Genomic DNA, 25653 nt, shown 5'->3' with positions numbered 1-25653 from the left:
AGTGATGCGGAAAGGTGTTAGCGGACCCAGCCGGTGAAGCTCTGCTTCGTCCGCTTGCCGCTGCTCGGCGGCTCGACGCGCTGGTCGCGGTCGGTGCGCTGCAAGGCCGTGGCGGCCGCCCGGACCAGCCAGGCGTTGACGGAGCGCCCCTCCTTGCCCGCGGCCTCCTCGACGGCGGCCTTGAGCTGTTCGGGCAGGCGCACGTTGATGCGTGCGGCGGGACCGTCTTCGGAGATGAGCAGTTCGCTCTCCCCAGTGGCGGCCGCGGTCGTGTCTTCGGCCGCGAGCTCGAGCGGCTCGGCCGGCGGCGTGGTCACGACGAACTGCGGATCGCGGCCACGCAAGCGCAGCTCCACGGATCCCGGAGCCAGGTCGCGGGTGATCTCGTCGGCGGCGGCCGACAGCGCGTCCAGCAGCGTCATCCGGATCGCCGACTCGAGCGACCCGGTCAGCCGCTCGACCAGCTCACGCGATTCCTCGCCGCCGGCTTCGGCCAGCGTGGCGAACTCTCGCCCGAGGTTGCTGACGTACGTGGTCAAGTCCATGGCACAACTATGGCACACGGGTGGCACCACCGCAATGCCAAAGTGGCTCAGATTTGTGCCAAGGGTGGCACTCAAGTGCGCTCACGTGGAAAAAGCACAGGTCAGGGCCGTTTCGACCCTGACCTGGATGTGGCACCTCCCCCAGAACGGCGGGCTAGACCGAGAGCCCGAACTTCCCCTTCCGGCTCAGATCGTCGACGTACGCGGCGGCCACATGGACGAAGTTCACCGACACGGTGTTGCCGTCGCGCGTCCGCACGGAGTGGACCCCGCCGTGCTTGAGCAGGTCGGGGATCTTCTCCTCCACGCCGGCGGATTCGTCGGTGGTGATGGGGAAGATCAGCGGTTCGCCACCGGAGGAGAGGTGCAGGACGAGCGCGGGTTTCGGATCAGCCATGACTCCATGCCACCAGCGCGCGATCACCGGCGGCAAGCGGGTTCGCGCACAGCAGAGCACTTCACCGGTCCGGGTGCGGCGCCCGCGCGGCGTCGGCTAGCGTTTCGTGGCGGAAACCCGACCTAGGGACGGACGATGCCGTACTCGTTCACGTTGTCACCCGCGGCGGTGGACCTGCTGCTGGAGCGGCAGGGTCTCGGCCGCACGCCGGCCCCGTTTTCGGTGGCGCACATCGGCATCACCGGCCAGGAACGCGCGGGCGTGCGCGACGCCGTGCTGCGCGACCTCGACAACCGGGGGCTGGTGCACCGCGGTTACCTCGACGACGACCTGGAGCTGGCGCTCACCACGTTCGCCCGCGGCCGGCTCGCCGTCACCGCGACGGCGCAGCTCGACGGTCGGCAACAGGGCGCGGGGCAGCTCTTCGCCCGCGTCGCGTCCACCGGCGACCAGGCCGTGCTGGTGAAGCAGGACGACGGCATGTTCGTCTTCGAGCAGATCCGCCCGACCGGTCTCGTGCCGGCGCTGGTCGACCTTCTGCCGCCCGGCGCCGCCGCGCCCGGCCAGTCCGTGACGATCACGCGCCCGGCGAAGCAGCCCCGTCGCGACGGGTACGACCCGTTCGCCGCGTCGAGCGCCCCGCGAAACCCGCAGCTCAGGTCCGTCGAGCGGATCTTCGAGAAGCCCCGGCTTCGGGTCGGGCAGTTCACGATCGGCGCGCAGCCGCCGCTCGTCTGGTTCGACACGGAGCTGGGCCGCTACCTGCTCAGCACCCGCGTCGCCGACGACGGGCAGCGCTGGCTCACCTACGCGCCCGCCGACAACAACCGCCTCGCCCAGCAGCTGTTCACGCAGCTGGAGGCGTATTCCGCAAACGCCTGACCGCGGCCGGTGTCGTCAGTAGACTTCGGGTCATGACCTTGGTGGAGCCGGGACAGGTCGCCGGCCTGGACCCGAAGGCCGTCGCTGCTGCCGCGGCCGAGACGACGAAACTCGTGAACGCCGCGAAGTCGGGCAGCTTCAGCATCTCCGGTGAAGCGCTCGAGGGGCTGCGCCAGGCGCTGTCCGACATGGTGACGCGCGTGGACCGGCTGACCGGTTCCACGGCCGCGCTGGACCAGGCCCCGCAGCTCGGGAGCCACCCGTACGGGCACGCGGTCGCGGCCCACGACCTCAAGGCCGCCTCGCAGGACACCGGGTCCGTCCGGTCGGTCCTGGGGCAGTTCCGTGACGTGCTGACGCAGGCCGACGAGGCCCTCGCCCGTGCCGGCGGCGTCTACCGCACCGGTGAGGACAGCGCCGTCGACGCGCACGCCGCCCACAAGACGGGGGACCTCGCATGACCGCGCCGCAGCCGGGGCTCGAGCCGTCCGACGCCGACTACCTCGGCCACACCCACGAGCAGCTCCAGCAGTTCGTGACCATGAACCTCGACCCGAAGCAGGTCGCCGACGTCTCCGCGGCTTACACCGAGGTCACCAAGGCTTTCGACGACTTCGCGACGCAGCTGACCGAGGCCGTGAACAAGTCCAAGGGCTCGTGGGAGGGCACCGCGGCCGAGAGCGCGCAGGCCTACTTCGCCACGCTCGGCTCGTGGGCCGACGCCACGGCGCAGAACGCGAAGCTCGCCGCGCAGACCGTCGACGACCAGGGCACGGCCGCGCAGCACGCGCGCAACGCGATGACCGAGCCGATCCCGTTCGACTGGACCGACGAGATGGCGCACTGGACCTCGGCCGGGCCGTTCGACCTCGGCGACACCGTCGACCAGTCGCTGAAGAAGCAGCAGGCCAGCCAGTCGGCGCACGAGCAGGCCGCGCAGACGATGTCGGACTACGACCACTCGCTGTACGCGGCCGCGTCGAAGCAGCCGGTGTTCGCGGACCCGCCGAAGTTCGGCGCGGGCAGCGTGTCCACGGCTTCGGCCGTCCTCCCCGCCGCGACCTCCACGGACCACCACGGCGGCGGTGGCTCCGACTCCGGCGGCCAGGTTTCGGCGGCGCCGAGCCAGATCACGGGCTCCGGCCACATGCCGCCCGCCCCCAACACGGCCACCACGGCGTCGAGCTTCGAGCCCGCGGCGGGCCAGCAGCAGGCCGGTGCCGCGGGCGCTTCGGGCGCCGGCGGCATGCCCATGGGTGCGATGCCGATGGGCGGCGGTATGGGTGCCGCCGGCGGCGGCTTCGGCGCCGACGAGGAGTACCAGTCCAAGTTCAGCCGTGGCGGCAGCTTCGGCCCGGGAGAAGGCGCCGCACCGGCTGCCGCGGGTGGCCTCAGCGGCGCGCCCGCACGGGCCGGCATGGGCATGGGGATGGGCGGCGGGGCCGCTCGCTACGAAGAGGACGAAGCGGACGGCTCGCGCTTCTTCTCCCATGTGGACGAAGACGACGAGTACGGCGCCGACCTTCGTGCCGCTCCGCCCGTGATCGGGGAGTAGACCTACGAAAAACGGGCCCTCGAACTGGTCGAGGGCCCGTTTTCGTGAGTTCGTCAGTACCGGTAGAACTTCTCCGCCCGGCCCTGGCGCACCAGCTTCAGCCACTGCAGGAACGCCTTCGGGTCGCGCTTCACGCCCACGAAGTACAAGCCGAAGCGGATCACTTCCAGGGCACCGATCTTGCGCATGCCCGGCTGCGAGAGCAGGTAACCACGGTTGCGGTAGGTGTAGTAGCGCTTGACCTCGTTCTCCGGGTCCTGCGCGTGGAACTTCCCGCCCAGCATGGGCTTGAACTCGTCCGAGCCGTCGGGGTGCAGGTAGGTCGTGCGCAGCGACGTGCCGAACGGCAGGCCCGAGCGCACGAGCCTGCGGTGCAGCTCCACCTCGTCGCCGCGGAAGAACAGGCGCAGGTCCGGCACGCCTGTGACGTCCAAAGTGGACGAACGGAACAACGCGCCGTTCATGAGCGACGCGATGCCCGGCAGGAAGTCCGTGCCCAGCTCCGCAGACGAGCGCTTCCACGTCAGTCCGCGCCGCAACGGGAACGCGAGCTTGGCCGGCGCGTTGATGTTCGCCACCACCGGCGAGATCTCCGCGAGGCCGCGCTTTTCGGCTTCCTCCAACAGGATCTGCAGCACGTGCTCGTCGGCGGGACGGCCGTCGTCGTCGGCGAGCCAGACCCACTCGGCACCGAGGGCGAGCGCGTGGAGCATGCCGAGCGCGAACCCGCCGGCGCCACCGAGGTTCCGGTGCGACGGCAGGTACGTGTACGGCAGCGGGTACGCCTCGACGACGTCCCGCGCCGACTGGTCCGGGCCGTTGTCGACCACCACGAGGTGGTCGACCGGCCGCGTCTGCGCCGCGATGATCTTCAGCGAGTCCGCGAGCAGCTCACGACGGTGGCGCGTCACCACCACGCCGACGACGGCGCCCTCGGGCAGCTGCTGGGTCTCGCTGGTCATCATTCCCCGCCGTTCTTCGTGCCCACGGGCTCGATGCCGAGCCGCTCCAGGCCTTCCTGGCTCATGTTCTCGAACGGGTCGCGGCCCTTGTAGCCGGTGAGGACCTCGCGCAGCGAACCCTGCTGCTTGAGGTGGCCCTCGTCCATCCAGATCGCGGAGTCGCACAGCTCGAAGAGGAACTCGTCGGAGTGGCTCGCGAAAACCAGGATGCCGGAGCGCTTCACCAGGTCCTTGAGGCGGTCGCGGGCCTTGTTGAGGAACGCCGCGTCGACCGCGCCGATGCCCTCGTCGAGGATCAGGATCTCGGGGTCGATCGAGGTGACGACACCCAGCGCCAGCCGCACGCGCATACCCGTCGAGTACGTGCGCAGCGGCATCTGCAGGTAGTCGCCGAGCTCGGTGAACTCCGCGATGTCGTCGACCCGCTTCTCCATCTCCTTGGCGGTCATGCCGAGGAAGAGGCCGCGGATGATGATGTTTTCCTCGCCGGAGATCTCCGGGTCCATGCCGATGCCGAGGTCGAAGACCGGGGCGATCTTGCCGGCGATCCGGGCTGAGCCGCGGGTGGGCTCGTAGATGCCCGCCAGAAGGCGCAGCAGCGTGGACTTGCCGGCGCCGTTGTGGCCGACCAGGCCCACGCGGTCGCCTTCGCGCAGCTGCAGCGTCACGTCGTGCAGCGCCTCGATGATCGGCACCTTCTGCTCGGTGCCGATCCTGCCGCCGACCTTGCCGAGCACGCGCTTCTTCATCGACCGCGTCTTGGCGTCGAAGATCGGGAAGTCGACGAACGCGTTGTGGACGTCAATGCTGACCATGTGTCACACCCAATACGAGACGCGAGAGCGGTAGTTGCGCATGACCACGAGCGCGAGTCCCCAGCCGACGATCGTGATGGCACCCACCACGACCCAGCTGGTCCATCCCACGGTCTGCCCGATCAGCGGCGCGCGCACCACCTGCATGTAGTGGTAGAGCGGGTTGGCCTTGATGAACGGCAGCGCCCAGGAAACGCTGTCGCGCGAGCCGCCCGCGAGGAGCTGGTCGACCGGCCAGACGATCGGCGTGCCGTAGAACAGCAGCTGGATCAGGGAGTTGATCACCTGCGGGATGTCGCGGAAACGCGTCGAGATGATGCCCAGCAGCAGCGCGGCCCAGCACGCGGTGAGCCCGAGCAGCACGAAGCCCGGGATGGCGAGGAAGATGTTCCAGCTCAGGCCGGGGTGGCAGTACAGATCCGGCGCGCACGCTCCCTCGGGGTAGCCCGGCTCGGTACCCAGTGAGTACGGCTGGTTCAGCGCACCGAAGAAGATGATCAGCAGTACGACGTACACGACCATGTTGTGCGCGAGCATCAGGGTCTGGCGCCAGACGGTGCGGAGCACGTAGACGCTCAGCGGCGCGGGGAGCTGCTTGATCATCCCCTCGTTCGCGATGAACGTCTCCATGCCTTCACTCAGGCAGCCCTGGATGAAGCCCCAGATGATGAAACCCGTCGACAGGTACGGCAGGAACACCTGGATCGGCGTGTTGAACAGCTGCGAATACAGCAAGCCCAGCCCGAGCGCGATCACGCCCTGGCTGATCGTGATCCAGAACGGACCGATCACGGACCTGCGGTACCGCTGCTTGATGTCCTGCCAGCCAAGGTGGGTCCACAGCTCGCGGGCTGCGAGACCCTCCTTGATGTCGGTGATCGCCCTGGAGAACGTCTTGCGGTCCGACGCAGGGGGCATCGGCATCGAGACCTCGGGTTCGGCTACGTGAACCGTGCTGGTGGCATGCACGTGGACGAGGGTACCGATCGGAGGTCTCGTCCTCGGGACGCCCCGGCCCACGCGGGCGCCCGACCTGTCGAGGCCGCACCGGACACACGGTGTGTCCTGGTAGTTTCTTGCCCCATGACTGCTGCTCTCGGTGCGGCGAGCTTGATGGTCGATCTCCTCGCGGCGTACGCCGATCGTCCCGACCCCAAATCGGTCGCGGTCGTCGGCAACCAGCCATTGGGCCCGGACCCGGCTCGGGCCAAGGCCGTGGACGACTGCGATCTCGTGATCCGCGTCAACGGTTTCGTCGTCGACGAGCCGGAAGGTCCGGACGTGACCGGGCGCAAGGTCCACGCGGTGGTCTTAAACCGCGCCGTGCGGGCCACTCGCCACGTTTTCCGTGACTACCGCAGCAGGCTGTACCTGCTGGTGGAGCCGGGCCGGCTGCACTGGGAACCGGAGGCGCTGCCGGGCTGGTGGCCCGCCGACCTGGGGTTCGTGCCGGTGCCCAACCGCGAGGTCGTGCTGCCGCTGTCCGACGCGCTCGGCCTGCCGACGCGCACGGAGTCGACGTGGTCGACCACCGGCACGCTCGCGGCGTGGATCGCGCGCACGTCGTTCCCGGATGCGCAGCTGGTCCTCACCGGGTTCTCGTTCATCGACAACCCGAACCAGACGTCGTGGGAGCACGCCGCCGGCGATTCCTGCATCGTGGGTCCCGAGCACCAGATCGCGGCCGAGGGCAGGCTGCTGGACTCGTGGACCCGGTCCGGCGACATCGTTCTGCTGCGCTGACCCAGTTTTTCCGAATCCCGAAGGAACCGTCCCCATGGCAGTCCAGAAACTCCGTTCCGGCTTCATCAACCGGATCGCCCGGCTCATCGACTTCCGCATCGAAGAGCGCATGCGCGACACGGTCCGCGACCTGAACCACCGCGTGAACGACCTCGAGCACGCGACCGCCGACCACCGGCGCCGGCTCGACGCGGCGGAGTCGAGCCTCGAGCACGCCCGGGGCGACCTGCTCTGGACGCGCGCCGAGCTCGACCGCATCATCCCGCACATCGCCGCGCAGGAAGCGCAGCTCGAGACGCTGCGGGAGTCGATGGTGCTCACCCCGCGCGCCGACAGCGCCGAGATCGCCGAGTCGCGGTCGCTGATCGAGGAGATCCAGCGCCAGCACGCGCAGATCCGCGTCCGGCTCGCCGGCATCGCGCGTTACGAGGACCGGCTGCGCCGCCTCGAGGACAACCGCCTGGCGCCGTCGGCCCCGTGAGCCCGCTCGCGGCTCGCGAGGCCACCGAGGCCGACGCCGAGCTGCTGCTGGCCTGGCGCAACGACCCGCGCACGCGGGAGGCGTCGCGGTCCAGCGGCGTGATCGCGCTCGCCGACCACCTGCGGTGGCTGCGTGGCGTGCTGGCTTCGCCGGACCGGCTGCTGCTGGTCGTTTCCGACGCCGACGGGCCTGTGGGCACGGTGCGGTTCGACCGGGAACGGCCGGGGGAGTGGGAAGTCAGCATCACGCTCGCTCCGGCGAGCCGTGGTCGGGGACTTTCCCGCGACGTGCTCACCCTCGGCGAACGAGTGCTCATCGAGCGTGAGGACGTGCGCGTGATCCTTGCGGCCGTGCACCAGGACAACGCGGCTTCGGCGGCGTTGTTCGAGCGCGCCGGATACGTCGAGTCGGCGCCCGCCGAGGACGGCTTCCGGTGGCTGCGCAAGACTCGGGGGGTGACCCGCACGCGCACCACCGGGAGGACGCCACCCATGTCCGAAGTCCGCATCGGCGCCCACACGCTCGGCCCGGACCGGCCGCCGTTCGTCATCGCCGAGATGTCCGGCAACCACAACGGCGACCTCGACCGCGCGCTCGCGATCGTCGACGCCATCGCCGACACCGGCGCGCAGGCGGTGAAGCTGCAGACCTACCGCCCCGACACGATCACGATCGACGTCGACGGCCCCGCCTTCCGCATCGGCGACGGACATTCCTTGTGGGGCGGGGAAAACTTGTACAAGCTGTACGAAAAGGCCCAAACCCCGTGGGAATGGCACGAACCGATTTTCGAGCGCGCCCGCTCGCGCGGCCTTGAGGCGTTCTCCAGCCCGTTCGACCCGACGGCGGTCGAGCTGCTGGAGTCGCTGGACGTGCCGGCGTACAAGATCGCGTCTTCGGAGATCGTCGACCTGCCGCTGATCGATCTGTGCGCCCGCACCGGCAAGCCGCTCGTCATCTCGACGGGCATGGCGAGCATCGCGGAGATCGACGCGGCCGTGCAGACCGCTCGCGCCGCCGGCAACGACCAGCTCATCGTGCTCGGCTGCACCGCCAGCTACCCGGCCTCGCCGTCCGAAAGCAACCTGCGCGGCCTGCCGGTGCTCGCCGGCGTCACGGGCACGCTCGTCGGCCTGTCCGACCACACGCCGGGCATCGGCGCGCCGCTGGCCGCCGTCGCGCTGGGCGCCGTGGCGATCGAGAAGCACGTGACGCTCGCCCGCGCCGACGGTGGCGTGGACTCGGAGTTCTCGCTGGAGCCGGCCGAGCTGGCCGCGCTCGTCGTGGAGAGCCACCGCGCGTGGGAAGCCCTCGGCCGCCCGGTGATCGGCCCGCGCGAGAGCGAGAAGGAAGGCCTCCGCCTGCGCCGCTCCCTGTACGTCGTGGCAGACGTCCGCGCGGGCGACGAGGTGACGCCGGCGAACGTCCGGTCCATCCGCCCCGCCGGCGGCCTGGCACCGGCGGAGATCACGAACGTCCTGGGCCGCACCTTCCGCGTGGACGCGGCAAAAGGCACCGCTTTGACCTGGGACCTGATCTAGTCTCGGCCGCATGGCCCGAGCCAAGTCCCGCACAGCACTGCTGACCACCCTCGGCGTCCTCGGGGCGATCCCCGTCGCCAGCGGCCTGACCGGCATCCTGGGCGGTCCTTCCCGCGCCCCGGGCGGTGCACCTGCCGCGCCGAGCGTCGACAGCGAATACCGCTTCGTCAACACGTTCTGGACCGCGGCGGGCCTCGCGCTCTGGTGGTCGCTGCGTCACCCGGAAAAACGCGCGGCGACCACCCGGGTTGTCCTCGGCACCGCCGCCGTCGGCGGGGTACCGCGGCTGATCTCGGCCCGGCGCGTGGGTGCGCCGCACCCGGTGTTCCGGGCCGCGATCGTGCTGGAGCTGGTCGTGGTGCCGCTGGTGATGGTGTGGCACGCGGTGGTGATGCGCGGTGCAGCTCAGACCCCGAAGAAGCTCCGCACCCCGTCCACAACCCGGTCCACATCCGCGTCCGTCAGGGACGGGAAGAGCGGCAGCGACAGCTCCTGCTCGTAGTACGCCTCGGCGTTCGGGCACAGGCCGCGGCGGTAGCCGAGGTCCTCGAAGACCGGGTGCCAGTAGGCGGGGATGTAGTTGACCTGCACGCCGATGCCCAGGCCGCGCAGGTGGTCGAACAGCGCACGCCGGTGGCCGTCGAGGACGCGCAGCGGGTAGAGGTGCCAGACGGGGTCGGCGCCGGGGCGTGCGGGCGGGGTGAGGACGCCGTCGACGTCGGCCAGGGCCGCGTTGTAGCGCGCGTGGATTTCGGCGCGGCGCTTCTTGAACTCGGCCAAGCGCGTGAGCTGGCTGCTGCCCAGGGCGCACAGCACGTCGGGCAGGCGGTAGTTCAGGCCGAACTCGTGCACCTCCTGGTGCCAGCCGCCTTCGTCCGGGTAGCGCTGCTTCGTCTTGTCGCGCACCAGGCCGTGGTTGCGGAAGGCTTGGGCGCGGCCCAGCAGCTCCGGCGAAGCGGTGACGACGGCGCCGCCCTCGGCCGTGGTGAGGTTCTTGGTGGGGAAGAACGAGAACGTGGTCAGGTCGGCGAGCGAGCCGACCGGGCGGCCCTGCCAGCTGCCGCCCACGGAGTGCGCCGCGTCTTCCAGCAGGAGTGCGCCTGCGTTGTGCGCGACCTCGGCCAGCGCGTCGAGCTCGGCGGGGTGGCCGGCGTAGTCGACGGCTGCCACGACCTTCGTGCGGCTGGTCACCGCAGCGGCGGCCGCGGCGACGGAAAGGTTTCCGGTGTCGGGCTCGACGTCGGCGAATACCACCTTCGCGCCGTGCAGTGCGGCGGTGGCGGCGGTGGCCACGAACGTCATCGGCGACGCCACGACCTCGTCACCCGGCCCGACGGCAGCCGCCGCGTACGCGACGTGCAGCGCGGCCGTCCCCGAGGTCACCGCGACGGCCGGGACGCCGCCCGTGTGCAGGGCCAGGTCGGCCTCGAACCGCGCGACGGCGGGACCGGTCGTGAGCCAGTCTCCGCGCAGGACCTCGGTGACGGCGGCGATGTCGTCGTCGGTGACGGACTGGCGGCCGTAGGGAAGAAAGTCAGGCATACTGCTCGACCAGCTTGCGAAGTTCGTCCGCTTCGAGCCACAGGTCGTTGGTGTCCGAGCGGTACGCGAACCCTTCGGGCATCGGCTTGCCGTCGGCGGGCGCCTCGTAGCCCCAGCCCGCCAGGTGCGGCTGCACGACGTACCGATCGGGCAGCTGCACGGTCCGGCGCGCGTCGTCGGGGGCGATCATCTCCTCGTGCAGCTTCTCGCCCGGCCGCACGCCCACCTCGTGCATCGGCGAACCCGGCGCGATGGCCTGCGCGAGGTCGACGAGCCGCATGCTCGGGATCCGCGGCACGTACAGTTCACCGCCGTGCATCTGGTCGAACGAGTCCACCACGAACTGCACGGCCTGCGGCAGCGTGATCCAGAACCGCGTCATGTCCTTGTGCGTGATCGGCAGCGACTCGCCCTGCTCGGCGAGCTTGCGGAAGAACGGGATCACGCTGCCGCGCGAGCCCATCACGTTGCCGTAGCGCACCACGGAGAACCGCGTGACGTGCGCGGCCGCGTAGTGGTTGCCGCTGATGAACATCCGGTCGGCGCACAGCTTCGTGGCGCCGTAGAGGTTGATCGGGCTCGACGCCTTGTCGGTCGAGAGCGCCACGACCTTCTTCACGCCGGTGTCGATCGCGGCCTCGATGACGTTCTGCGAGCCCATCACATTGGTCTGGACGAACTCGAACGGGTTGTACTCACCGGTGTCCACCTGCTTGAGCGCCGCGGCGTGCACGACGTAGTCGACGCCGTGCATGGCGCGCTCGAGCCGGCGGCGGTCGCGGACGTCACCGATGAACCAGCGCAGCCGCGGGTCGTCGTTGAACAGCTGCCGGGCTTCGTACTGCTTGAGCTCATCGCGGGAGAGCACGACCAGCCGGCTGGGGTTCAGCTCGGCGAGGGCGTGGGTGATGAACGCCTTGCCGAACGAGCCGGTCCCGCCGGTGAGCAGGATGCTGGAACCATCCAGCTCGGACATCGACGACCTCCGCGGTTGGGGTTCTTGGTTCTGGCGCGTTGCCGCAGGCCATCATGTCACCCATGCGTGAAGGCCTCGGCGTCAACGCCGTGATCCAGGCCCGGTCCTCCTCGACGCGCCTGCCGGGCAAGGTGCTCCGTCCCCTGGCCGGGCGCAGTGTCCTCGGCTGGGTCGTCCGTGCGGCGGCCGCCGCTCCCGGTGTGGACCAGGTGGTGGTCGCCACCTCGGACGCGCCCGACGACGACGCCGTCGCCGAAGAGGCCGCACGGTGTGGCGCCCTGGTCGCGCGCGGCCCGCTCGACGACGTCGTGGCGCGCTTCGGCGTGGCCCTGGCCGCCTACCCGGCCGACGCCGTGATCCGGCTCACCGCCGACTGCCCGCTGCTCGACCCCGCGTTGATCGGCCGGCTGGCGGCGGTGTGGCGCGCGGAGCCGTCTCTGGACTACGTCAGCACCACCCTCGTGCGGACGCTGCCGCGCGGCTTCGACGCGGAGTTGGTGCGGGCTGCGGTGCTCGCGGAGCAGGTGGAGACTGCCGAGGGCCCCGACCGCGAGCACGTGACGTCGGCGATCTACCGGCAGCCCTCGCGGTACTCCTGCACGGGCGTCGTGGTGAGCCCGGCCGCCGACGACCTGCGTGTCACCCTCGACACCCCGGAGGACTGGGACCTGCTCGAGGCCGTGGTTTCGGTTCTGGGTGATGAGCCGGCGTCCTGGCGTTCGGTGGTTTCGCTGCTGCGTTCCCGGCCGGACCTGGTGGCGTTGAACGCGCACGTCGAGCAGAAGAAGCTCGGCCAGTGAAGCTCCTGCTCCGCGCCGACGCGTCCCCGGTGATCGGCGCGGGCCACATCGCGCGCGTCGTGGCCTACGCCGAGCGCGCCGTCGCCCGCGGCTGGGACGTCTCGTTCGCGGGCGCCACGGACAACGCCGAATGGCTGGCCTCCCGCTTCGCCGCGCTTTCGGTGCCGTTTTTGCCGGTTTCCGACTGGGCTTCCCTGGCCGCCGGCTTCGACGCGGTCCTCGTGGACCACTACTCGCTGGGCGACGTGCGCGGCGAGGTCAACGACGCGGGCGCTCTGCTCGTGTCCCTTGAGGACGACACTTTCGGCCGCCGGCCCGCGGATGTCGTGGTGGACGCCGGGTTTTCGCCCGCGCCTCGCCCGGCGGATGGTTCCGGCATGCTGCTTCGGGGCGTCGAATACACGGCGCTGCGCTCGGGGGTCTTGGCGGCTCGGGCACGACGCTCCGCTGTTTCTTCCGCGCCTTTGCACGTCACGGTCGTATTGGGCGGCGGCGCCGAATGGTCAGGCACGGTCAGCGTGCTGCTCCGCGCCCTCGCCGCCACCGGTGAGCCCTTCGCCGCCGACGCCCTCGTCCGCGGCGAGCCGGTGTTGCCGGTTTTGTCGGACGGCCAGTCCCTCCGGGTCACCGCGCCGCACCCGGGCCTGCTCGACCTCCTGGCCACCACCGACGTCGCCGTCAGCGCCACCGGCGTCACCTTCCTGGAACTCTGCTGCCTCGGCATCCCGACGGCGGCGGTGCAGCTGGTGGACAACCAGGCCCCGGGCTACCGGGCTGCTGTGGATCTGGGCCTGGCCGTGGGGTTGGGCGAGGCGGGCTGGTTGGAGGATCGGCTGCCCGAAGTGGTTTCCGCGCTGGGTTCCCTGTTGACGGACGCCGGTTTGCGGTCCTCTTTGTCCTCCGCTGCGGGGTCTACTGTGGACGGACTCGGCGCGGACCGGGTCCTCGACGTCATCGCCTCGCTGTGATCGGAATGAACGTCGATCCCGAGGAACGGCGGTTGGTGGCGGAGGCGCTCGACGACCTTGTCGGCTGAGGTCCTCCCGGGTCCGCGATTCGGTGATTGAGGGCGGGATCTGTCCTCGAGGGGTTCTAGCGTTTTCGGCATGAACCTCACCCCCTTCCGAGTTCATGTCCCGCAAGCCGACCTCGACGACCTGCGCGAACGGCTCGCCCGGACGCGCTGGCCGGACCAGCCCGAGGGCGTCGGGTGGGAGCTGGGGATTCCGGTGGACGAGGTGAAGGACCTGGCGGAGCACTGGCGCCTGCGGTTCGACTGGCGGGCGGCCGAGGAGCGGATCAACGCGTTTCCGCAGTTCACCACCACCATCGATGGCGAGAACGTGCACTTCCTCCACGTCCGGTCGCCCGAGGAGGGGGCCACGCCGCTGCTGTTGACGCACGGCTGGCCCGGGTCGATCGTGGAGTTCCTGGACGTGATCGGACCGCTCGCCGACCCGCGCGCGTACGGCGGGGACCCGCGCGAAGCGTTCCACGTGGTCGTCCCGTCGATCCCCGGCTTCGGCTTCTCCGGCCCGACGCGCGACCGCGCCTGGGGCCCGGCCCGCGGCGCGCGGGCGTGGGCTTCGCTGATGACCACCCTCGGCTACGACCGCTTCGGCACCCACGGCGGCGACTGGGGCGCCCTGATCTCCCGCGAGCTCGGCGTGCAGTTCCCTTCGCGCGTCCTCGGCGTGCACGTCACGATGCTGCCCACCGCCGTCGCCCGCTCGGAGTCGGACCTGGCGGGCTTGACCGGCGCCGACCTTTCGCTGGGCGAACGGTCGTTGGCGAAGTCCCGCGCTTTCCAGCACACCGGAACCGGCTACGCGATCATCCAGTCCACCAAGCCGCAAACGCTTGCGTACGGCCTCACCGACTCGCCCGCCGGCCAACTCGCGTGGATCGCGGAAAAGTTCCGCTCCTTCTCCAACACCCCCCACGACCTCATCGACCGCGACGACCTCCTCACCGACGTCGCGATCTACTGGTTCACCGGCACGGCCAACTCGTCCGCCCGCATCTACGCCGCCCTCGAAGGCCCCTGGGGCGCGCCCCTCCCCACCTCCACCGTCCCCACCGGCGTCGCCGTGTTCCCCGACGACATCGGCCTGCCTCTACGCCCCCTCGCCGAACGCACCGACCACATCGTCCACTGGTCAGCGTTTCCGGCCGGCGGCCACTTCCCAGCCCTCGAACAACCGGACGCCCTGATCGGCGACATCCGGAAGTTCTTCGGGAGCCTCTGAGCTGGGGGTGCGGACGGTCCCTTCGCGCTCGACCCGCCGCCGCGAGGGGACCTTTCACGCCCATTCGGCGGCGCGAGGGGACGTTTCGCGCCGGACCCGCAGCGCGAGGGGACCTTTCGCGACCACGCGATGGCACGGCGGGACCGCTCACGCCCACCGGCACAACTGGTCCCCTCACACTCGGCTGGCCCGCACGAGAGGACCGTTCGCCTTCATCCGGCGGCGCGAAGGGACGTTTCGTGATCGCGCGGTGGCGCGGCGGGACCACTCGCACATCTGGCGGCGCGAAGGGACGGTTCACACCAGGGTTGTGGCGGTGAGGGGACCTTTCGCGCCAGCGGCCGGGTACGGAAGGGCCGCTCGTGTTGGGAAAGCGGCACGAGGGGACTGTTCGTACCTATTCGGCGGCGCGAGGGGACTGTTCGCACCTACTTGATGGCGCGAAGGGACGGTTCGCGCTCGGGTTCCGGTGCGGTGGGACCGTTCGCGCGGCGGCGCCGGATCGAGCGGGCCGTTCGCGGTCGCCCGCGCGGTGTGAGGGGGCCGGTCGTGCTCCGGCGGCGGCGCGAGGGCACCCTTCGCGACCACACCGTGGCACGGCGGGACGGTTCGTGCTGGCCGGCGTGACCGATCCCCTCGCGTTCGATCGGTGGCGGACAGACCGGCCGCACTCATTCAGCGGCGCGAGGGTGCGGTTCGCGCTCGATTGCCGGCGCGGCGGGACGGTTCGCGTTCAGCCGGCGGCGCGCTGTGACCTGTCGCGTTCAGCTGGTGGCGCGCTGGGACCGTTCGCGCTGGAGTGCCGGTTCGAGCGGGCGCTTCGCGGCCGACCCGCGCGGCGCGAGGGGACCGGTCGCGCGGCAAGCGAGGGCACGAAACGACCGTTCGCGACCACCAACCAACCGCCCGAAAGCCCCCAAACCCCCAAACAGCAAAGAAGGGACCGCCCCCACGCCACTCAGCGCACGAACGATCCCCTCATCACCCACGGCTCAAAGCCGCGGAGAGCAAGACCTCACAGATACTGCCCAGTCCCACTGATCCCAGGCCGCTGGCCCTCAGCGCCGGGCCCGCCCGGCATCACCGCGCCCGACGAGCCCGCGGGCAGGCCGCGGCGCATCTGCTCCAGCTGGACCCGCGCTGCCATCTGCTGGGCGAACAGGGCGGTCTGGATGCCGTGGAAGAGGCCCTCCAGCCAGCCCACCAGCTGAGCCTGCGCGATCCGCAGTTCGGCGTCCGACGGGGTCGAGTCGTCGGTGAACGGGTGCACCAGGCGCTGCAGCTCCTCGCGCAGCTCGGGCGCCAGGGCCTCCTGCAGTTCGCGCACGGAGTTCTGGTGGATCTCGCGCACCCGGTTCCGGCTGGCGTCGTCGAGCGGTGCCGCGCGGACTTCCTCCAGGAGCTGCTTGATCATGGTCCCGATGCGCATCACCTTGGCCGGCTCTTCGACCAGCTCACCGGCGGCTTCGTCGCCCTCGGGCGTGGCCGTGGGAACAGCGCCGACCGGGACCCCGTCGGGGCCGACGACCACCACGTGGGGGGTCGACTCGGCGTCGGAAGTCTGCCGGTAGTTCGGCTCGCTCATGGGCTCATCCCAATCAGAAATCGCTGGCGGTCGCGTCCGAGCCTAGCGTCATCCGGCGGCCCGGACCCAACCCCGCGGTAACCGCTAAACCGCACGTCCGTACGGTGTCACCATGGCGTTCGACGTCGCTCGTATCCGTGGGTTGTTCCCCGCGCTGGGTGACGGCTGGATTCACTTCGACGGCGCCGCCGGAATGCTGGTCCCGGAACAGGTCGCTTCGGCCGTTTCGACGGCCATGCGTGCCCCGGTTTCCGGGCCGGGCGGAGCGTTTCCGGCCTCTCAGCGCGCGGAGAGCATTGTCACCGCGGCCCGGCGGGCAGTGGCAGATCTGGTCGGGGCGGACCCGGCCGCCGTCGTGCTCGGACCGAGCGCGCCGGTGATGCTGCGCCGCCTCGTCGACGCGCTCGCCGAGCGCTGGACGATCGGCGACGAGGTCGTCGTGTCCCGGCTCGACGAGGAGGCGAACCTCGCGCCGTGGCAGCGCGCCGCGAAGCGCGTGGGCGCGGTCGTGCGCTGGGGCGAGATCGACATCGAGACGTGCGAGCTGCCCGCGTGGCAGTACGAGAACCTCGTGTCCGCGCGCACCAAGGCCGTCACGGTCACGCTCGCCTCGGGCTCGGTCGGCACGCGCCCCGACGTCCCCACGGTCATCGAGTTCGCCAAGCGCGTCGGCGCGCTCGTGGTGGTGGACGCGACGTACGCGGCGCCGTTCGTTCCCCTGGACCTGCAAGAGCTCGGCGCCGACGTCATGGTCGTCTCCGCACAGGCCTGGGGCGGGCCGTCGGTGGGCGCGCTCGTGTTCCGCGACCCCGAGATGCTCGAACGCATCCCGTCCGCCTCGCTCGACCCGGCCGCCCGCGGCGCCGCGCGCCTCGAGCTCGGTCCCCACGCGTACCCGCTGCTCGCGGGGCTCGTCGCGTCGATCGACTACCTCGCCGGCCTCGACGACGCCGCCGCCGGCTCGCGCCGCGAAAGACTCGTGACGTCCCTCGGCTCCGCCAAGTCGTACCACGCGGGCCTGCTCGCGCAGCTGTCCACGGAGCTGCGCTCGCTGCGGCACGTGATGGTGATCGGCGACGCCATGCGCCGCATCCCCGCGCTCGCGTTCGCCGTGCAGGGCAAGAAATCGCCGGAAGTCGCGGAGTACCTGGCGTCGCAAGGCCTCTGCGCCTTCGCCGACGACGGCTCGGCCGGCGTTTTCGCGTCGCTCGGCGTGGGCGAAGTCGGTGGAGCAGTGCGCATCGGGCTCGCGCACTACTCCAACGTCTTCGAGATCAACCAGCTGGTGCGGGTGCTCGAAGAGCTCCGCTAGGACTTCGCGGCCAGCAGGATCTTCCCGAACACCGAACCCTCTTCGAGCATCCGGTGCGCCGAAGCCGCCTCGGCCATCGGCACGACCTGGCCGATGATCGGCTTCACGGAGCCGTTCTCCACCAGCGGCCACAGCCCTTCGCGCACCGACGCGACGACCTCGGCCTTCTGCTCCAGCGGACGCCACCGCAGCCCGGCCGCGAAGACGCTCGCGCGCTTGCCGAGCAGGCTGCCGATGTTCAGCTCGCCCTTGATCCCGCCCTGCATGCCGATGATCACGAGCCGGCCGTCGGCGCGCAGCGCGTCGACGTTGCGCTGCAGGTACTTCGCGCCCATGTTGTCGAGGATGACGTCGGCGCCCTTGGCCTCGGCGTGCATGACCTCGACGAAGTCCTGCTCCTTGTAGTTGATCGTGATGTCGGCGCCGAGCTGGCGGCAGCGTTCGAGCCGCTCCGCCGAACCCGCGGTGACGGCCACGGTCGCGCCGAGCGCCTTGCCGACCTGGATCGCGTGGGTGCCGATGCCGCCCGCGCCGCCGTGGACCAGCAGCGTCTGGCCTTCGGCGAGCTTCGCGTGCATCACGACGTTGGCCCACACCGTGCACGCGACCTCCGGCAGCCCGGCCGCCGCGAGCAGCTCGACCTCGCCGGGCACGGGCAGCAGCTGGCCGGCGGGCACGACCACGCGCTCGGCGTAGCCACCGCCCGCGAGCAGCGCGCACACCTCGTCGCCGACCTGCCAGCCTTCGACGCCCTCGCCCAGCTCGGCGATCGTGCCTGAGCACTCGAGGCCGATCGTCTCGCTCGACCCGGGCGGCGGCGGGTAGTTGCCCTGGCGCTGCAGCAGGTCCGCTCGGTTGACGGCGCTGGCGGCCACGTCGAGCAGCACTTCACCGGGGCCGGGGCCGGGGTCGGGGACTTCGGTCCACTCGAGAACTTCGGGACCGCCGGGTTCGCGGGTCGTGATCGCGTACATGCGCCCGACTGTATCCCCCACCTCGCGGTCTCCGCCGAATGCCGCATTGACGTTCCGGACACCGGGCACAAAGGTGAGCAACCATGTCATTAACCCGTAAAAGACTCATCCCGCCGGTGATCCTGGCGGCCTGCGCGACCCTGGCGCTGGGCACCACCCCGGCCGTGGCCGCGAAGAGCGACGACCTCGCGAAGCAGCTGACAAAGAAGGTGACCCTCGACGGCGTGAACCGCCACCTGATCGCGCTGCAGCGCATCGCCGACGCGAACGGCGGCACGCGCGCGGCGAGCACCGACGGGCACAAGAAGTCCGCCGAGTACATCGCGGGCAAGCTCGAAGCCGCGGGCTTCAGCGTCACGCGGCAGGAGTTTCCCTTCACCTACAACGAAACCCTGGCCGAGACGCTCACCGTCGACGGTGCCGGCGTGCCCGTGATCGCGATGGAGTACACGCCGTCGACGCCGGTCGGTGGCATCAGCGCACAGCTCGCCGTGGTCCCCGCCGACGCCACCCCGGGCTGCGAAGCGAGCGACTACACCGGCGTGACCGGCAAGATCGTGCTCGTGCCGCGCGGCGCGTGCCCGTTCGCGCAGAAGCAGCAGGCCGCAGCCGACGCGGGGGCGATCGGCGCGCTCATCTCCAACAACGAACCCGGCCCGCTCAACGGGACACTCGGCACCCCGGCCGACGCGCGCATCCCCACCGGCGGCCTCTCGCAGGCCGACGGCCAGGCGCTCGCGGCGAAGAACGGCGCCACCGTGCAGCTGGAGCTGCGCACCTTCCAGGAAGCGCGTACCAGCTACAACGTGATCGCCGAGACGAAGACCGGCCGCAAGGACAACGTCGTGATGCTCGGCTCGCACCTCGACAGCGTCCCCGCCGGCCCCGGCATCAACGACAACGGCACGGGCTCCGCGGCCCTGCTCGAAACCGCCCTGCAGCTGGGCGCGAAGCCGAAGGTGAACAACGCCGTGCGCTTCGGCTTCTGGAGCGCGGAGGAGTTCGGGCTCGTCGGGTCCACGTACTACGTCGATTCGCTGAGCTTCGAGCAGCAGCTCGACCTCGCGCTGTACCTGAACTTCGACATGATCGGCTCGCCCAACGCCGGCTACTTCGCCTACGACGGCGACGATTCCGACCACGTCGGCGCCGGCCCCGGCCCGTACGGCTCGGCGCAGATCGAGAAGACGTTCGTCGACTACCTGACCGGCCGCGGCGTCGCCGTCGAGGGCACCGACTTCACGGGCCGCTCGGACTACGGCGAGTTCATCGCCGTCGGCATCCCGGCGGGCGGCCTCGACACGGGCGCCGAGGTGCTCAAGACCCCCGCCCAGGCCGCGAAGTGGGGCGGCACGGCGGGGATCGCGTTCGACCCGTGTTACCACCAGGCGTGTGACAACCTGGGCAACATCGACCGCGTCGCCCTGGACCGCAACGCCGACGGGCTCGCGTGGGCTCTCGGGATGTACGCGACCAGCACGGAGTCGGTGAACGGCGTCGCGCCGGGGAAGCCGGGCAAGGCGGCGAAGAAGCACTCCGCGCACAAGCTAGCCACCACCGGCGACGCTGCGGCCGCGTAGTCCCGAAGCACCCCAATGTGGCGTTGGTTGCGTTCAACGCACCCAATGCGGCGTTCGGTGCGTTCAGCGCACCGAACGCCACATTGGGGTGCGGTCAGCCCAGGTTGTTGGTGCTGAAGGTGTTGCACCGCGCCGGCTGGCCCGAGGTGAAGCCGGTGGTGAACCACTTCTCCCGCTGCGCCGACGTGCCGTGCGTGAAGCTCGACGGGTCCGCGTGGCCGCTGCCGAGCTTCGTCTGGATGTAGTCGTCGCCGATTCGGGACGCCGTGTCGAGGGCGCTGGCGATGTCGTCCTGCGTGATGTTCTGGACCAGCGGTTTGCCGGATTCCGTCGGCGTCGTGGAGGCGTGGTTGGCCCAGACGCCGGCGTAGCAGTCGGCCTGCAGCTCCAGCCGGACGGAGCCCGACGTCGGCCCGGTGCCGGTGCCGCGCTTGGACGTGCCGGTGAGGTTCTGCACGTGGTGGCCGTATTCGTGGGCCAGCACGTACGCCTCGGTGAACAGCCCGCCCTGGGCGCCGAAGCGGGTCTTGAGCTCGTCGAAGAACGAGAGGTCGATGTACACGTCGGAGTCGGCCGGGCAGTAGAACGGGCCCGTGTCGGACGTCGCGCTGCCGCAGCCCGTGCGCACGCCGCCGGTGAAGAAGCGCGTCGGCGCCTTGCGGTAGGTCTGGCCGCTGCGCGCGAACTCCTGCGACCAGTAGTCCTGCACGGAGTTGATGATCGCGACGATCGCGCAGTCGTGGTCGCGGTTCGCGTCCGCGCCGGTGTGGCACTTCTGCGAGAGCGTGGTGCTCTCCAGCTGCTGGCCGGAGCCCACGTTGTCGAGCCCCAGCCCGCTCGACGCGCTGTTGGTTCCGAGGCTCGCGCCGCCGAACTGCGAGATCAGGAAGTAGATGATCAGGCCCACCACGCCGATCCCGCCACCGCCGATCGCCACGCGTCCGCCGATGCCACCGCCGCCACCACCGCTGCCGCGGAGGTCCTGGACCTCCGAGGTGTCCAGACCCGCGTCGTCGTCGAATTGCACAGCGGCAGCGTAACGGGCGAGCCGGACGCAAGCCTGCCTGCGGGCCGTCCCCCGGACACAAGCCTGGGTGCGGTCCATGCGCTGCGGACCGCACCCAGGAACTACCGAGGTTCTTCTGTTGACGGCGGTTGGCCACCGGCCGGGCCGGCGTCCGGCGGTGCCGTCGCGGTGCCGAGGCCGCGAGGAGAGAACAACGCCAGATCGACGCCGGATGCGCGAGAAGAATGCCGAGCGCACCGTAGATGCCCACTCGTGCTGTTCACAGTCGCGACCGGTCCGTATTCAGGCCGTGCCGGCCGCGGGGACACAGCGGGCGGTCAACCGCGGGAATCACCTGCCATGCAACCACCTGGCCTTCCCGGTGGGAGGTCGGTCCGACGGTGCCCTGGCGGCCCGCCTGATACCCGATCAGCCCATCCGCTGACAAGCAGAATGCGCTTCTTCGGCCCAAGTCTCAACCTTTTCGTAACCCACCTTCGGGGGAAGGTTCCCGAGTTTTTCACCTGACCCCTCGGTTGGGTCTCGACCTGGTGGCGGGACGCGCAGGGCGTCGGCCCGCCTTCTACCCTTTTGCGATGACCGACGAGCAGGCGGTGCGCTGGCTGACCGGCGTCGAGCAGCACGCGTGGCAGATGTACATCGTCGCCTCGCTCCGGCTGCGGCAGCGGCTGCACCGCGAGCTCACCGAGGCCCACGGCGTTTCGCTCGCCGACTACGAGGTGCTCGTCTGCCTCGCCATCTACCCGGACCGGCGCGTCCGCATGTCCGAGCTCGCCTACCAGCTGGGCTCCACCAAGAGCCGCCTTTCACACCAGATCAGCAAGCTGGAGGTCGGCGGTCTCGTCCGGCGCTGCCCCGACCCGGACGACAAGCGCGGCGTCATCACCGAGCTCACCGGCGCCGGCCAGGCCCTGCTCGACGCGGCCGCGCCCACCCACGTGCGCGGCGCCCGCGAGCACCTCATCGACCTGCTCACCCCCGAGGAACAGTCCACGGTCGGCGCGGTCTTCGGCCGCGTCCTCGAACACCTGGACGACCTGGACAACCGGCGCGATACCCTGACCGACAGGGAAGCGTGGCAGAGCGGCCGAATGCAGACGCCTTGAAAGCGTCCGTAGGGAAACCTACCGGGGGTTCAAATCCCTCCGCTTCCGCAAGTACATGTCGAGAAAGCCGCTGAGGGCGGCTTTTTCTTTGCTCAGCATGATCTCCGGGTCCCTGTCACCGACCCGCGTGGAGGTCGACGAGCGAAGCCCAGGACGGAGCGGTCGCGCTTCCGTGGTCACCCGCGCTCATCAGCAGGAACGGCGGTGAGCGTGATCATCAGCTCGCGCCGCGCCGGTGCGGGCAGGGGCGGCCGGCGCGGGTCGGGAACGTCCCCGGCCCTGTCACCCCGGCGGGCCCCCAGGTCGCGCCGCGAACGCCTCAAGCGTTTCCAGGCGGAGTCAGGGCTTCTTCAGTTCCTTCAACGCCATCCGCGCCCGCACTTCGGGCCGGCGCAGTGGCGGCACGGTGGCCGGGGGCTGGCGGCGGTCCGGGAGTTCGTCCAGGAGCCGCGCGGTGATCGTCGCGATTTCGGCCACGGCCGCCTCGAACGGGGCGCGCGTGGCGTCCGAAAGCGACTGCACGCCGGTCACCTTCCGGACGTACTGGCGTGCTGCCGCTTCGATCTCTTCGGTTGTCGCGGACGGTTGGAGGCCGCGCAGCGTCGTGATGTTTCGGCACATGCGTGACAGGGTACGTCCCTTCGGGAGCCCTCATCACACTGTCGGGCCATCCTCGTTGACGCCGCCAGACGCGCTTGGGCAGTCTCGATGAAGTGCCCCTCAGACCACGTTCGCTGCGTCCCGCCCGCCCCGCCGCCGCTCAAGAAGTCCCTGAAGACACACCGATTCCCGAACAGGTCTGGCAGCGCGTGCCCGCCGATGAACTGGTCACGCTCGTTTCCTTGATCCTGGTGGCACACGATTTTCCCGACGATCGCGCACGCATGGCCGCGGAAGCCTTGTGCCACGGTGATCTCACGGGCTCGCCCGACACCGGCGTCGTGGAGCTGCTGCGAATTCACCTGCCCGCCTTGGAAAACGGTGAGGTCGCCGCGCGCGCCGAGCCGTTGATGATCGCTGACCGCGGTGCCGCCGCGCTGATCGACTACCGCCGCGCGACGGGCCTGTGGGCCGTCGGCGACGCGATGGACCGGGCCGTCACGCGGGCCGGGCGCTTCGGCGTCGGGCTGATTTCGATGCGGGGCGTCGGGCCGTTCGGCCGCGTCGGGCACCACGCCGCGCGCGCGTTGCCCCACGGCATGATCGGCCTGGTGATGGCGGCCGGCGAGGTCGGCTCGGGCCACCCGCTCGGCATGGCCGCGCCCGCCGGCGCGTACCCGGAGTTCGTGCTCGACGTCGACCTCGGCGACGCCTCGCGCAACCCGCAGTTCGCGGGCTTCGCGCTGCTCGTCGACGTGCTGGCGGGCGTGCTCTCGGGCGTCGCCGACCACGAGAACGACACGGGCCTGCTCGTGCTCGCCATCGCGCCCACCACGCTGCGCAGCGCCGACGGCTTCTACCGCGCGGCCAGCGCGTTGTTCGGCAGCATGCTCGGCTGGGAGGGCGGCACGCCGATCCGCTACCCGGGCTGGCGCGAAGCGCAGTACCTCGAACAGTGCCGCGCGCTGGGCGTCCCGCTCAGCGCGCCGGTGCGGCGCCAGCTCGACTCGCTGGCGCTCGGGCTGGGGCTGCCGCCGCTGACCAGCGTCGGTTAACGCGCGAGCGTCACCCGTCCGCGGTCGCCACCGACGGCCACCACGTCGCCGTCGGAGAGCTGGCGGCCGCGGCGGGTCTCGACCTCGTCGTTCACGGTGACCTCTTCGTTCTCGATGAGGTCCTTGGCGTGGGCGCCGTCCTCGGCGAGGCCGGCCAGCTTCAGGAACTGGCCGAGCCGGATCGGTTCGCCGGTGATGGGCACGTCACGCACGGGCTCGCTCATACGCCGCATCATCCGCCATCGGCGCTCACGGGCGCGAGGTGGCTTGCCGGTACAGCGTGGTGACGTCGTCGTCGAAGTAGCTGGAGTACGACACGTCGTCGGTGTCGCCGCCGGTCTCGAAGCCGCCGACCACCCCGACGACGGTGCCGAGCTTCGTGCGCGGGTCGGCGTCGGCCACGAGCGGGCCGCCGCTGGTGCCGGTGGCGAACCCGGCGCAGTCCACGCGCAGCTGGAAGGTGTCCTGCTTCGACGTGGTCGTGCTGCAGACCGTGGGGGCGTCGGAGCCGTCGGGGTAGCCGGTGACCGTCACGGCGCGTGCGAACGGACCGTTCGCGCCGAGCCGGTTCGCGCCGGTCACGGTCTCGAGCGGTCCCTTCGCACCGGCCTGGTGGGCGGTGGCGAAGCCGACGTCGAGGTCCGGGTCGGAGTCCTCGGCCCAGCCCTGCGCCACGAGCTCGTCGCCGACGGCCCAGAAGCCGAACGGGGCGACGCCGTCGTGGAAGCCGGGCGCGAAGGTGACGCCGGTGAAGTACGTGCCGCCTGCACCGTCGTGAAGGCAGTGGGCGGCGGTGAGCAGCTCGTCGCCGCGGTCGCTGTGGACGACGCTCGCGGTGCAGTAGTGGGAGCCGTCGAGGAACAGCGCGCCGACGGCCGCGTTGTCGGGTCGGGCGGGCGTTTGCGCTGGTGACGCGCGGTGTCCGGCGACGGCCACGACGGTCCCCGTCGCGCCGAGCACCACGACCGCGCCCAGCGCGAGCAGCACCCGTGCCCGCCGCATCCGTCCTCCCGAAGATCGCTTCCGCCACTAGTATCCAAAACCTGGAGCACCGGACGAGGGGAGCGGCGATGAAGGAGTTCACCGACAAGGTCGCGGTCATCACCGGAGCGGGCTCGGGCATCGGCCGCGCGCTCGCGCTCGGGCTGGGCCTGCGCGGCGCGCGCCTGGCACTGTCCGATGTGGACGCCGAAGGCCTGGAGGGCACGGTCGAGGCGGCAAAAGCGCAGGGTGCGGACGTGCGGGGCTACTCGCTCGACGTCTCCGACCGCGCCGCCGTGCTGGCGCACGCGGACGAGGTGGCCAGTGCGTTCGGCCGGGTCAACGTCGTGGTCAACAACGCCGGCGTCGCGCTGGGCGCCACCGTGGAGGACATGACGTTCGAGGACTACGACTGGCTGATGGGGATCAACCTCGGCGGCGTCGTCAACGGGACGAAGGCGTTCCTGCCGCACCTCATCGGCTCCGGCGACGGACACCTGGTGAACATTTCGAGTGTGTTCGGATTCGTCGGAGTGCCCACTCAGAGTGCATACAACGCGGCGAAGTTCGCCGTTCGCGGATTCACCGAGGCGTTGCGGGAAGAAATGCTCGCCGCGCGTCATCCGGTAGCCGTGAGCTGCGTGCACCCGGGTGGCATCAAGACCAACATCGCCCGCCACGCGCGCGGCGGCAGCGACGGCGATCAGGAAGCCGCGGCGGCGGGCTTCGAGAAAATTGCCCTGACCACACCGAAGAAGGCCGCCGAAACGATCATCCGCGGGGTGGAACGGCGGTCCGCCAGGATCCTCATCGGACCCGACGCGTACGTCATCGACGCCATCCCGCGCGTGCTCGGGTCGGCGTATCAGCGCCCGCTCGCGACTATGGCGCGCCTCGGCTTCAAACGGATGGGGAAGAACTGAATCGCGCCCGACGTGCGGGAGT

Annotated in this window: 28 protein-coding genes, 1 tRNA gene and 1 pseudogene; 17 read left to right on the top strand and 13 right to left on the bottom strand. The window is 70.6% G+C overall.

What is annotated here, in order from left to right; translation table 11 throughout:
* Window positions 1–17: 17 nt before the first annotated feature.
* Entirely contained in the window at window positions 18–545 is a 528-nt protein-coding gene (locus ACFY1H_RS00340) for a ribbon-helix-helix protein, CopG family (RefSeq protein WP_366577244.1), read from the bottom strand.
* Window positions 546–699: 154 nt separating this feature from the next.
* Window positions 700–942 (bottom strand): hypothetical protein, encoded by a 243-nt coding sequence (locus ACFY1H_RS00335; RefSeq protein ID WP_366577246.1) that lies wholly within the window; start codon window positions 940–942, stop codon window positions 700–702.
* A 135-nt stretch (window positions 943–1077) separates the two neighbouring features.
* Here ACFY1H_RS00335 and ACFY1H_RS00330 point away from each other — a divergent pair, with 135 nt between their 5' ends.
* The 3 genes from ACFY1H_RS00330 to ACFY1H_RS00320 are packed head-to-tail and all read left to right on the top strand — an operon-like array spanning window position 1078 to window position 3379.
* Window positions 1078–1824 carry an ESX secretion-associated protein EspG gene (locus tag ACFY1H_RS00330; RefSeq protein WP_366577248.1) on the top strand — a complete coding sequence of 249 codons (747 nt, stop codon included), beginning with the start codon at window positions 1078–1080 and terminating at the stop codon, window positions 1822–1824.
* 32 nt (window positions 1825–1856) lie between these two features.
* The gene (locus ACFY1H_RS00325) at window positions 1857–2285 is read left to right on the top strand and encodes a hypothetical protein (RefSeq protein WP_366577250.1); all 429 of its coding nucleotides are present in this window, start codon (window positions 1857–1859) and stop codon (window positions 2283–2285) included.
* Window positions 2282–3379, top strand: a complete 1098-nt coding sequence (locus ACFY1H_RS00320) for a hypothetical protein (RefSeq protein WP_366577252.1) — start codon at window positions 2282–2284, stop codon at window positions 3377–3379. Before ACFY1H_RS00325 ends, ACFY1H_RS00320 begins: the two co-directional genes overlap by 4 nt.
* Window positions 3380–3432: 53 nt before the next feature.
* On the opposite strand, the gene ACFY1H_RS00315 is transcribed toward ACFY1H_RS00320, so the two are convergent.
* The 3 genes from ACFY1H_RS00315 to ACFY1H_RS00305 are packed head-to-tail and all read right to left on the bottom strand — an operon-like array spanning window position 3433 to window position 6125.
* Window positions 3433–4341 (bottom strand): glycosyltransferase family 2 protein, encoded by a 909-nt coding sequence (locus ACFY1H_RS00315; RefSeq protein WP_366577254.1) that lies wholly within the window; start codon window positions 4339–4341, stop codon window positions 3433–3435.
* The gene (locus tag ACFY1H_RS00310; protein ID WP_366577256.1) at window positions 4341–5156 is read right to left on the bottom strand and encodes an ABC transporter ATP-binding protein; all 816 of its coding nucleotides are present in this window, start codon (window positions 5154–5156) and stop codon (window positions 4341–4343) included. The genes ACFY1H_RS00315 and ACFY1H_RS00310 overlap by 1 nt, the downstream gene beginning before the upstream one ends.
* Before the next feature lie 3 nt (window positions 5157–5159).
* Window positions 5160–6125, bottom strand: coding sequence for an ABC transporter permease (locus ACFY1H_RS00305; RefSeq protein ID WP_366577258.1), 966 nt, complete (start codon window positions 6123–6125; stop codon window positions 5160–5162).
* Between the two features lie 144 nt (window positions 6126–6269).
* Between ACFY1H_RS00305 and ACFY1H_RS00300 the strand changes: the two genes are divergently transcribed.
* The 5 genes and pseudogenes from ACFY1H_RS00300 (at window position 6270) to ACFY1H_RS00280 (ending at window position 9423) form a co-directional block, all read left to right on the top strand.
* The gene (locus tag ACFY1H_RS00300) at window positions 6270–6899 is read left to right on the top strand and encodes a hypothetical protein (protein WP_386944811.1); all 630 of its coding nucleotides are present in this window, start codon (window positions 6270–6272) and stop codon (window positions 6897–6899) included.
* Window positions 6900–6933: 34 nt separating this feature from the next.
* A complete protein-coding gene (locus tag ACFY1H_RS00295) occupies window positions 6934–7380 on the top strand; it encodes a hypothetical protein (RefSeq protein ID WP_366577260.1) in 447 nt (148 codons plus the stop codon).
* Window positions 7377–7769, top strand: a pseudogene (locus ACFY1H_RS00290) (GNAT family N-acetyltransferase); the annotation flags it as partial. The gene ACFY1H_RS00295 and the pseudogene ACFY1H_RS00290, both read left to right, overlap by 4 nt.
* Before the next feature lie 102 nt (window positions 7770–7871).
* On the top strand, window positions 7872–8921 hold the full coding sequence (gene pseI, locus ACFY1H_RS00285) for a pseudaminic acid synthase (protein ID WP_366577264.1): 1050 nt from the start codon (window positions 7872–7874) through the stop codon (window positions 8919–8921).
* Between the two features lie 10 nt (window positions 8922–8931).
* Window positions 8932–9423 carry a DUF4345 domain-containing protein gene (locus ACFY1H_RS00280; protein WP_386943575.1) on the top strand — a complete coding sequence of 164 codons (492 nt, stop codon included), beginning with the start codon at window positions 8932–8934 and terminating at the stop codon, window positions 9421–9423.
* On the opposite strand, the gene ACFY1H_RS00275 is transcribed toward ACFY1H_RS00280, so the two are convergent.
* Both ACFY1H_RS00275 and pseB read right to left on the bottom strand, forming a co-directional pair.
* On the bottom strand, window positions 9327–10463 hold the full coding sequence (locus tag ACFY1H_RS00275) for a DegT/DnrJ/EryC1/StrS family aminotransferase (protein ID WP_386943573.1): 1137 nt from the start codon (window positions 10461–10463) through the stop codon (window positions 9327–9329). The genes ACFY1H_RS00280 and ACFY1H_RS00275 overlap by 97 nt on opposite strands.
* Window positions 10456–11439: a UDP-N-acetylglucosamine 4,6-dehydratase (inverting) gene (pseB, locus tag ACFY1H_RS00270; protein ID WP_364044034.1), complete on the bottom strand. Its 984-nt coding sequence runs from the start codon at window positions 11437–11439 to the stop codon at window positions 10456–10458. Before pseB ends, ACFY1H_RS00275 begins: the two co-directional genes overlap by 8 nt.
* A 53-nt stretch (window positions 11440–11492) precedes the next feature.
* Between pseB and ACFY1H_RS00265 the strand changes: the two genes are divergently transcribed.
* From ACFY1H_RS00265 to ACFY1H_RS00255, 3 genes are all read left to right on the top strand, one after another.
* Window positions 11493–12239 carry a cytidylyltransferase domain-containing protein gene (locus tag ACFY1H_RS00265; protein ID WP_386943571.1) on the top strand — a complete coding sequence of 249 codons (747 nt, stop codon included), beginning with the start codon at window positions 11493–11495 and terminating at the stop codon, window positions 12237–12239.
* The gene (locus tag ACFY1H_RS00260; protein ID WP_386943570.1) at window positions 12236–13207 is read left to right on the top strand and encodes a spore coat protein; all 972 of its coding nucleotides are present in this window, start codon (window positions 12236–12238) and stop codon (window positions 13205–13207) included. Before ACFY1H_RS00265 ends, ACFY1H_RS00260 begins: the two co-directional genes overlap by 4 nt.
* Window positions 13208–13345: 138 nt before the next feature.
* Window positions 13346–14488 carry an epoxide hydrolase family protein gene (locus ACFY1H_RS00255; protein WP_386943568.1) on the top strand — a complete coding sequence of 381 codons (1143 nt, stop codon included), beginning with the start codon at window positions 13346–13348 and terminating at the stop codon, window positions 14486–14488.
* 1015 nt (window positions 14489–15503) lie between these two features.
* On the opposite strand, the gene ACFY1H_RS00250 is transcribed toward ACFY1H_RS00255, so the two are convergent.
* The gene (locus tag ACFY1H_RS00250) at window positions 15504–16073 is read right to left on the bottom strand and encodes a bacterial proteasome activator family protein (protein ID WP_366577274.1); all 570 of its coding nucleotides are present in this window, start codon (window positions 16071–16073) and stop codon (window positions 15504–15506) included.
* A gap of 112 nt (window positions 16074–16185) precedes the next feature.
* Between ACFY1H_RS00250 and ACFY1H_RS00245 the strand changes: the two genes are divergently transcribed.
* Window positions 16186–17385, top strand: coding sequence for a cysteine desulfurase-like protein (locus ACFY1H_RS00245; RefSeq protein WP_366577276.1), 1200 nt, complete (start codon window positions 16186–16188; stop codon window positions 17383–17385).
* On the opposite strand, the gene ACFY1H_RS00240 is transcribed toward ACFY1H_RS00245, so the two are convergent.
* Window positions 17382–18359, bottom strand: a complete 978-nt coding sequence (locus ACFY1H_RS00240) for an NAD(P)H-quinone oxidoreductase (protein ID WP_386943566.1) — start codon at window positions 18357–18359, stop codon at window positions 17382–17384. The genes ACFY1H_RS00245 and ACFY1H_RS00240 overlap by 4 nt on opposite strands.
* 83 nt (window positions 18360–18442) lie before the next feature.
* Between ACFY1H_RS00240 and ACFY1H_RS00235 the strand changes: the two genes are divergently transcribed.
* The gene (locus tag ACFY1H_RS00235; RefSeq protein WP_386943564.1) at window positions 18443–19939 is read left to right on the top strand and encodes a M28 family metallopeptidase; all 1497 of its coding nucleotides are present in this window, start codon (window positions 18443–18445) and stop codon (window positions 19937–19939) included.
* Window positions 19940–20033: 94 nt separating this feature from the next.
* Here the strand turns inward: ACFY1H_RS00235 and ACFY1H_RS00230 are convergent, their stop codons facing one another.
* Window positions 20034–20966: a neutral zinc metallopeptidase gene (locus ACFY1H_RS00230; protein WP_366577281.1), complete on the bottom strand. Its 933-nt coding sequence runs from the start codon at window positions 20964–20966 to the stop codon at window positions 20034–20036.
* A 575-nt stretch (window positions 20967–21541) separates the two neighbouring features.
* Between ACFY1H_RS00230 and ACFY1H_RS00225 the strand changes: the two genes are divergently transcribed.
* Complete coding sequence (locus tag ACFY1H_RS00225; protein ID WP_366577283.1) at window positions 21542–22072, top strand: MarR family transcriptional regulator; 531 nt, start codon at window positions 21542–21544, stop codon at window positions 22070–22072.
* A tRNA-Ser gene (locus tag ACFY1H_RS00220) sits at window positions 22036–22120 on the top strand. The genes ACFY1H_RS00225 and ACFY1H_RS00220 overlap by 37 nt, the downstream gene beginning before the upstream one ends.
* A 291-nt stretch (window positions 22121–22411) precedes the next feature.
* Here ACFY1H_RS00220 and ACFY1H_RS00215 read toward each other — a convergent pair.
* Window positions 22412–22693, bottom strand: coding sequence for a DUF2277 domain-containing protein (locus tag ACFY1H_RS00215; RefSeq protein ID WP_366577285.1), 282 nt, complete (start codon window positions 22691–22693; stop codon window positions 22412–22414).
* A 92-nt stretch (window positions 22694–22785) separates the two neighbouring features.
* Here ACFY1H_RS00215 and ACFY1H_RS00210 point away from each other — a divergent pair, with 92 nt between their 5' ends.
* Window positions 22786–23727 (top strand): Ldh family oxidoreductase, encoded by a 942-nt coding sequence (locus ACFY1H_RS00210; RefSeq protein ID WP_366577287.1) that lies wholly within the window; start codon window positions 22786–22788, stop codon window positions 23725–23727.
* Here the strand turns inward: ACFY1H_RS00210 and ACFY1H_RS00205 are convergent.
* Window positions 23724–23951 (bottom strand): RNA-binding S4 domain-containing protein, encoded by a 228-nt coding sequence (locus ACFY1H_RS00205; protein WP_285971084.1) that lies wholly within the window; start codon window positions 23949–23951, stop codon window positions 23724–23726. The two genes, ACFY1H_RS00210 and ACFY1H_RS00205, sit on opposite strands and share 4 nt — an antisense overlap.
* A 25-nt stretch (window positions 23952–23976) precedes the next feature.
* Window positions 23977–24729, bottom strand: coding sequence for a serine protease (locus tag ACFY1H_RS00200; RefSeq protein WP_386943559.1), 753 nt, complete (start codon window positions 24727–24729; stop codon window positions 23977–23979).
* Window positions 24730–24797: 68 nt separating this feature from the next.
* On the opposite strand from ACFY1H_RS00200, the gene ACFY1H_RS00195 reads away from it, so the two are divergent.
* On the top strand, window positions 24798–25631 hold the full coding sequence (locus ACFY1H_RS00195; protein WP_366577895.1) for an SDR family NAD(P)-dependent oxidoreductase: 834 nt from the start codon (window positions 24798–24800) through the stop codon (window positions 25629–25631).
* Window positions 25632–25653 lie beyond the last annotated feature (22 nt).

Origin of the sequence: Amycolatopsis sp. NPDC001319 (assembly GCF_042896185.1) — a bacterium.
Lineage (GTDB): Bacteria > Actinomycetota > Actinomycetes > Mycobacteriales > Pseudonocardiaceae > Amycolatopsis.
The sequence above is the reverse complement of the archived record's forward strand: the minus strand, read 5'-3'. Positions and strand labels throughout refer to the sequence as shown.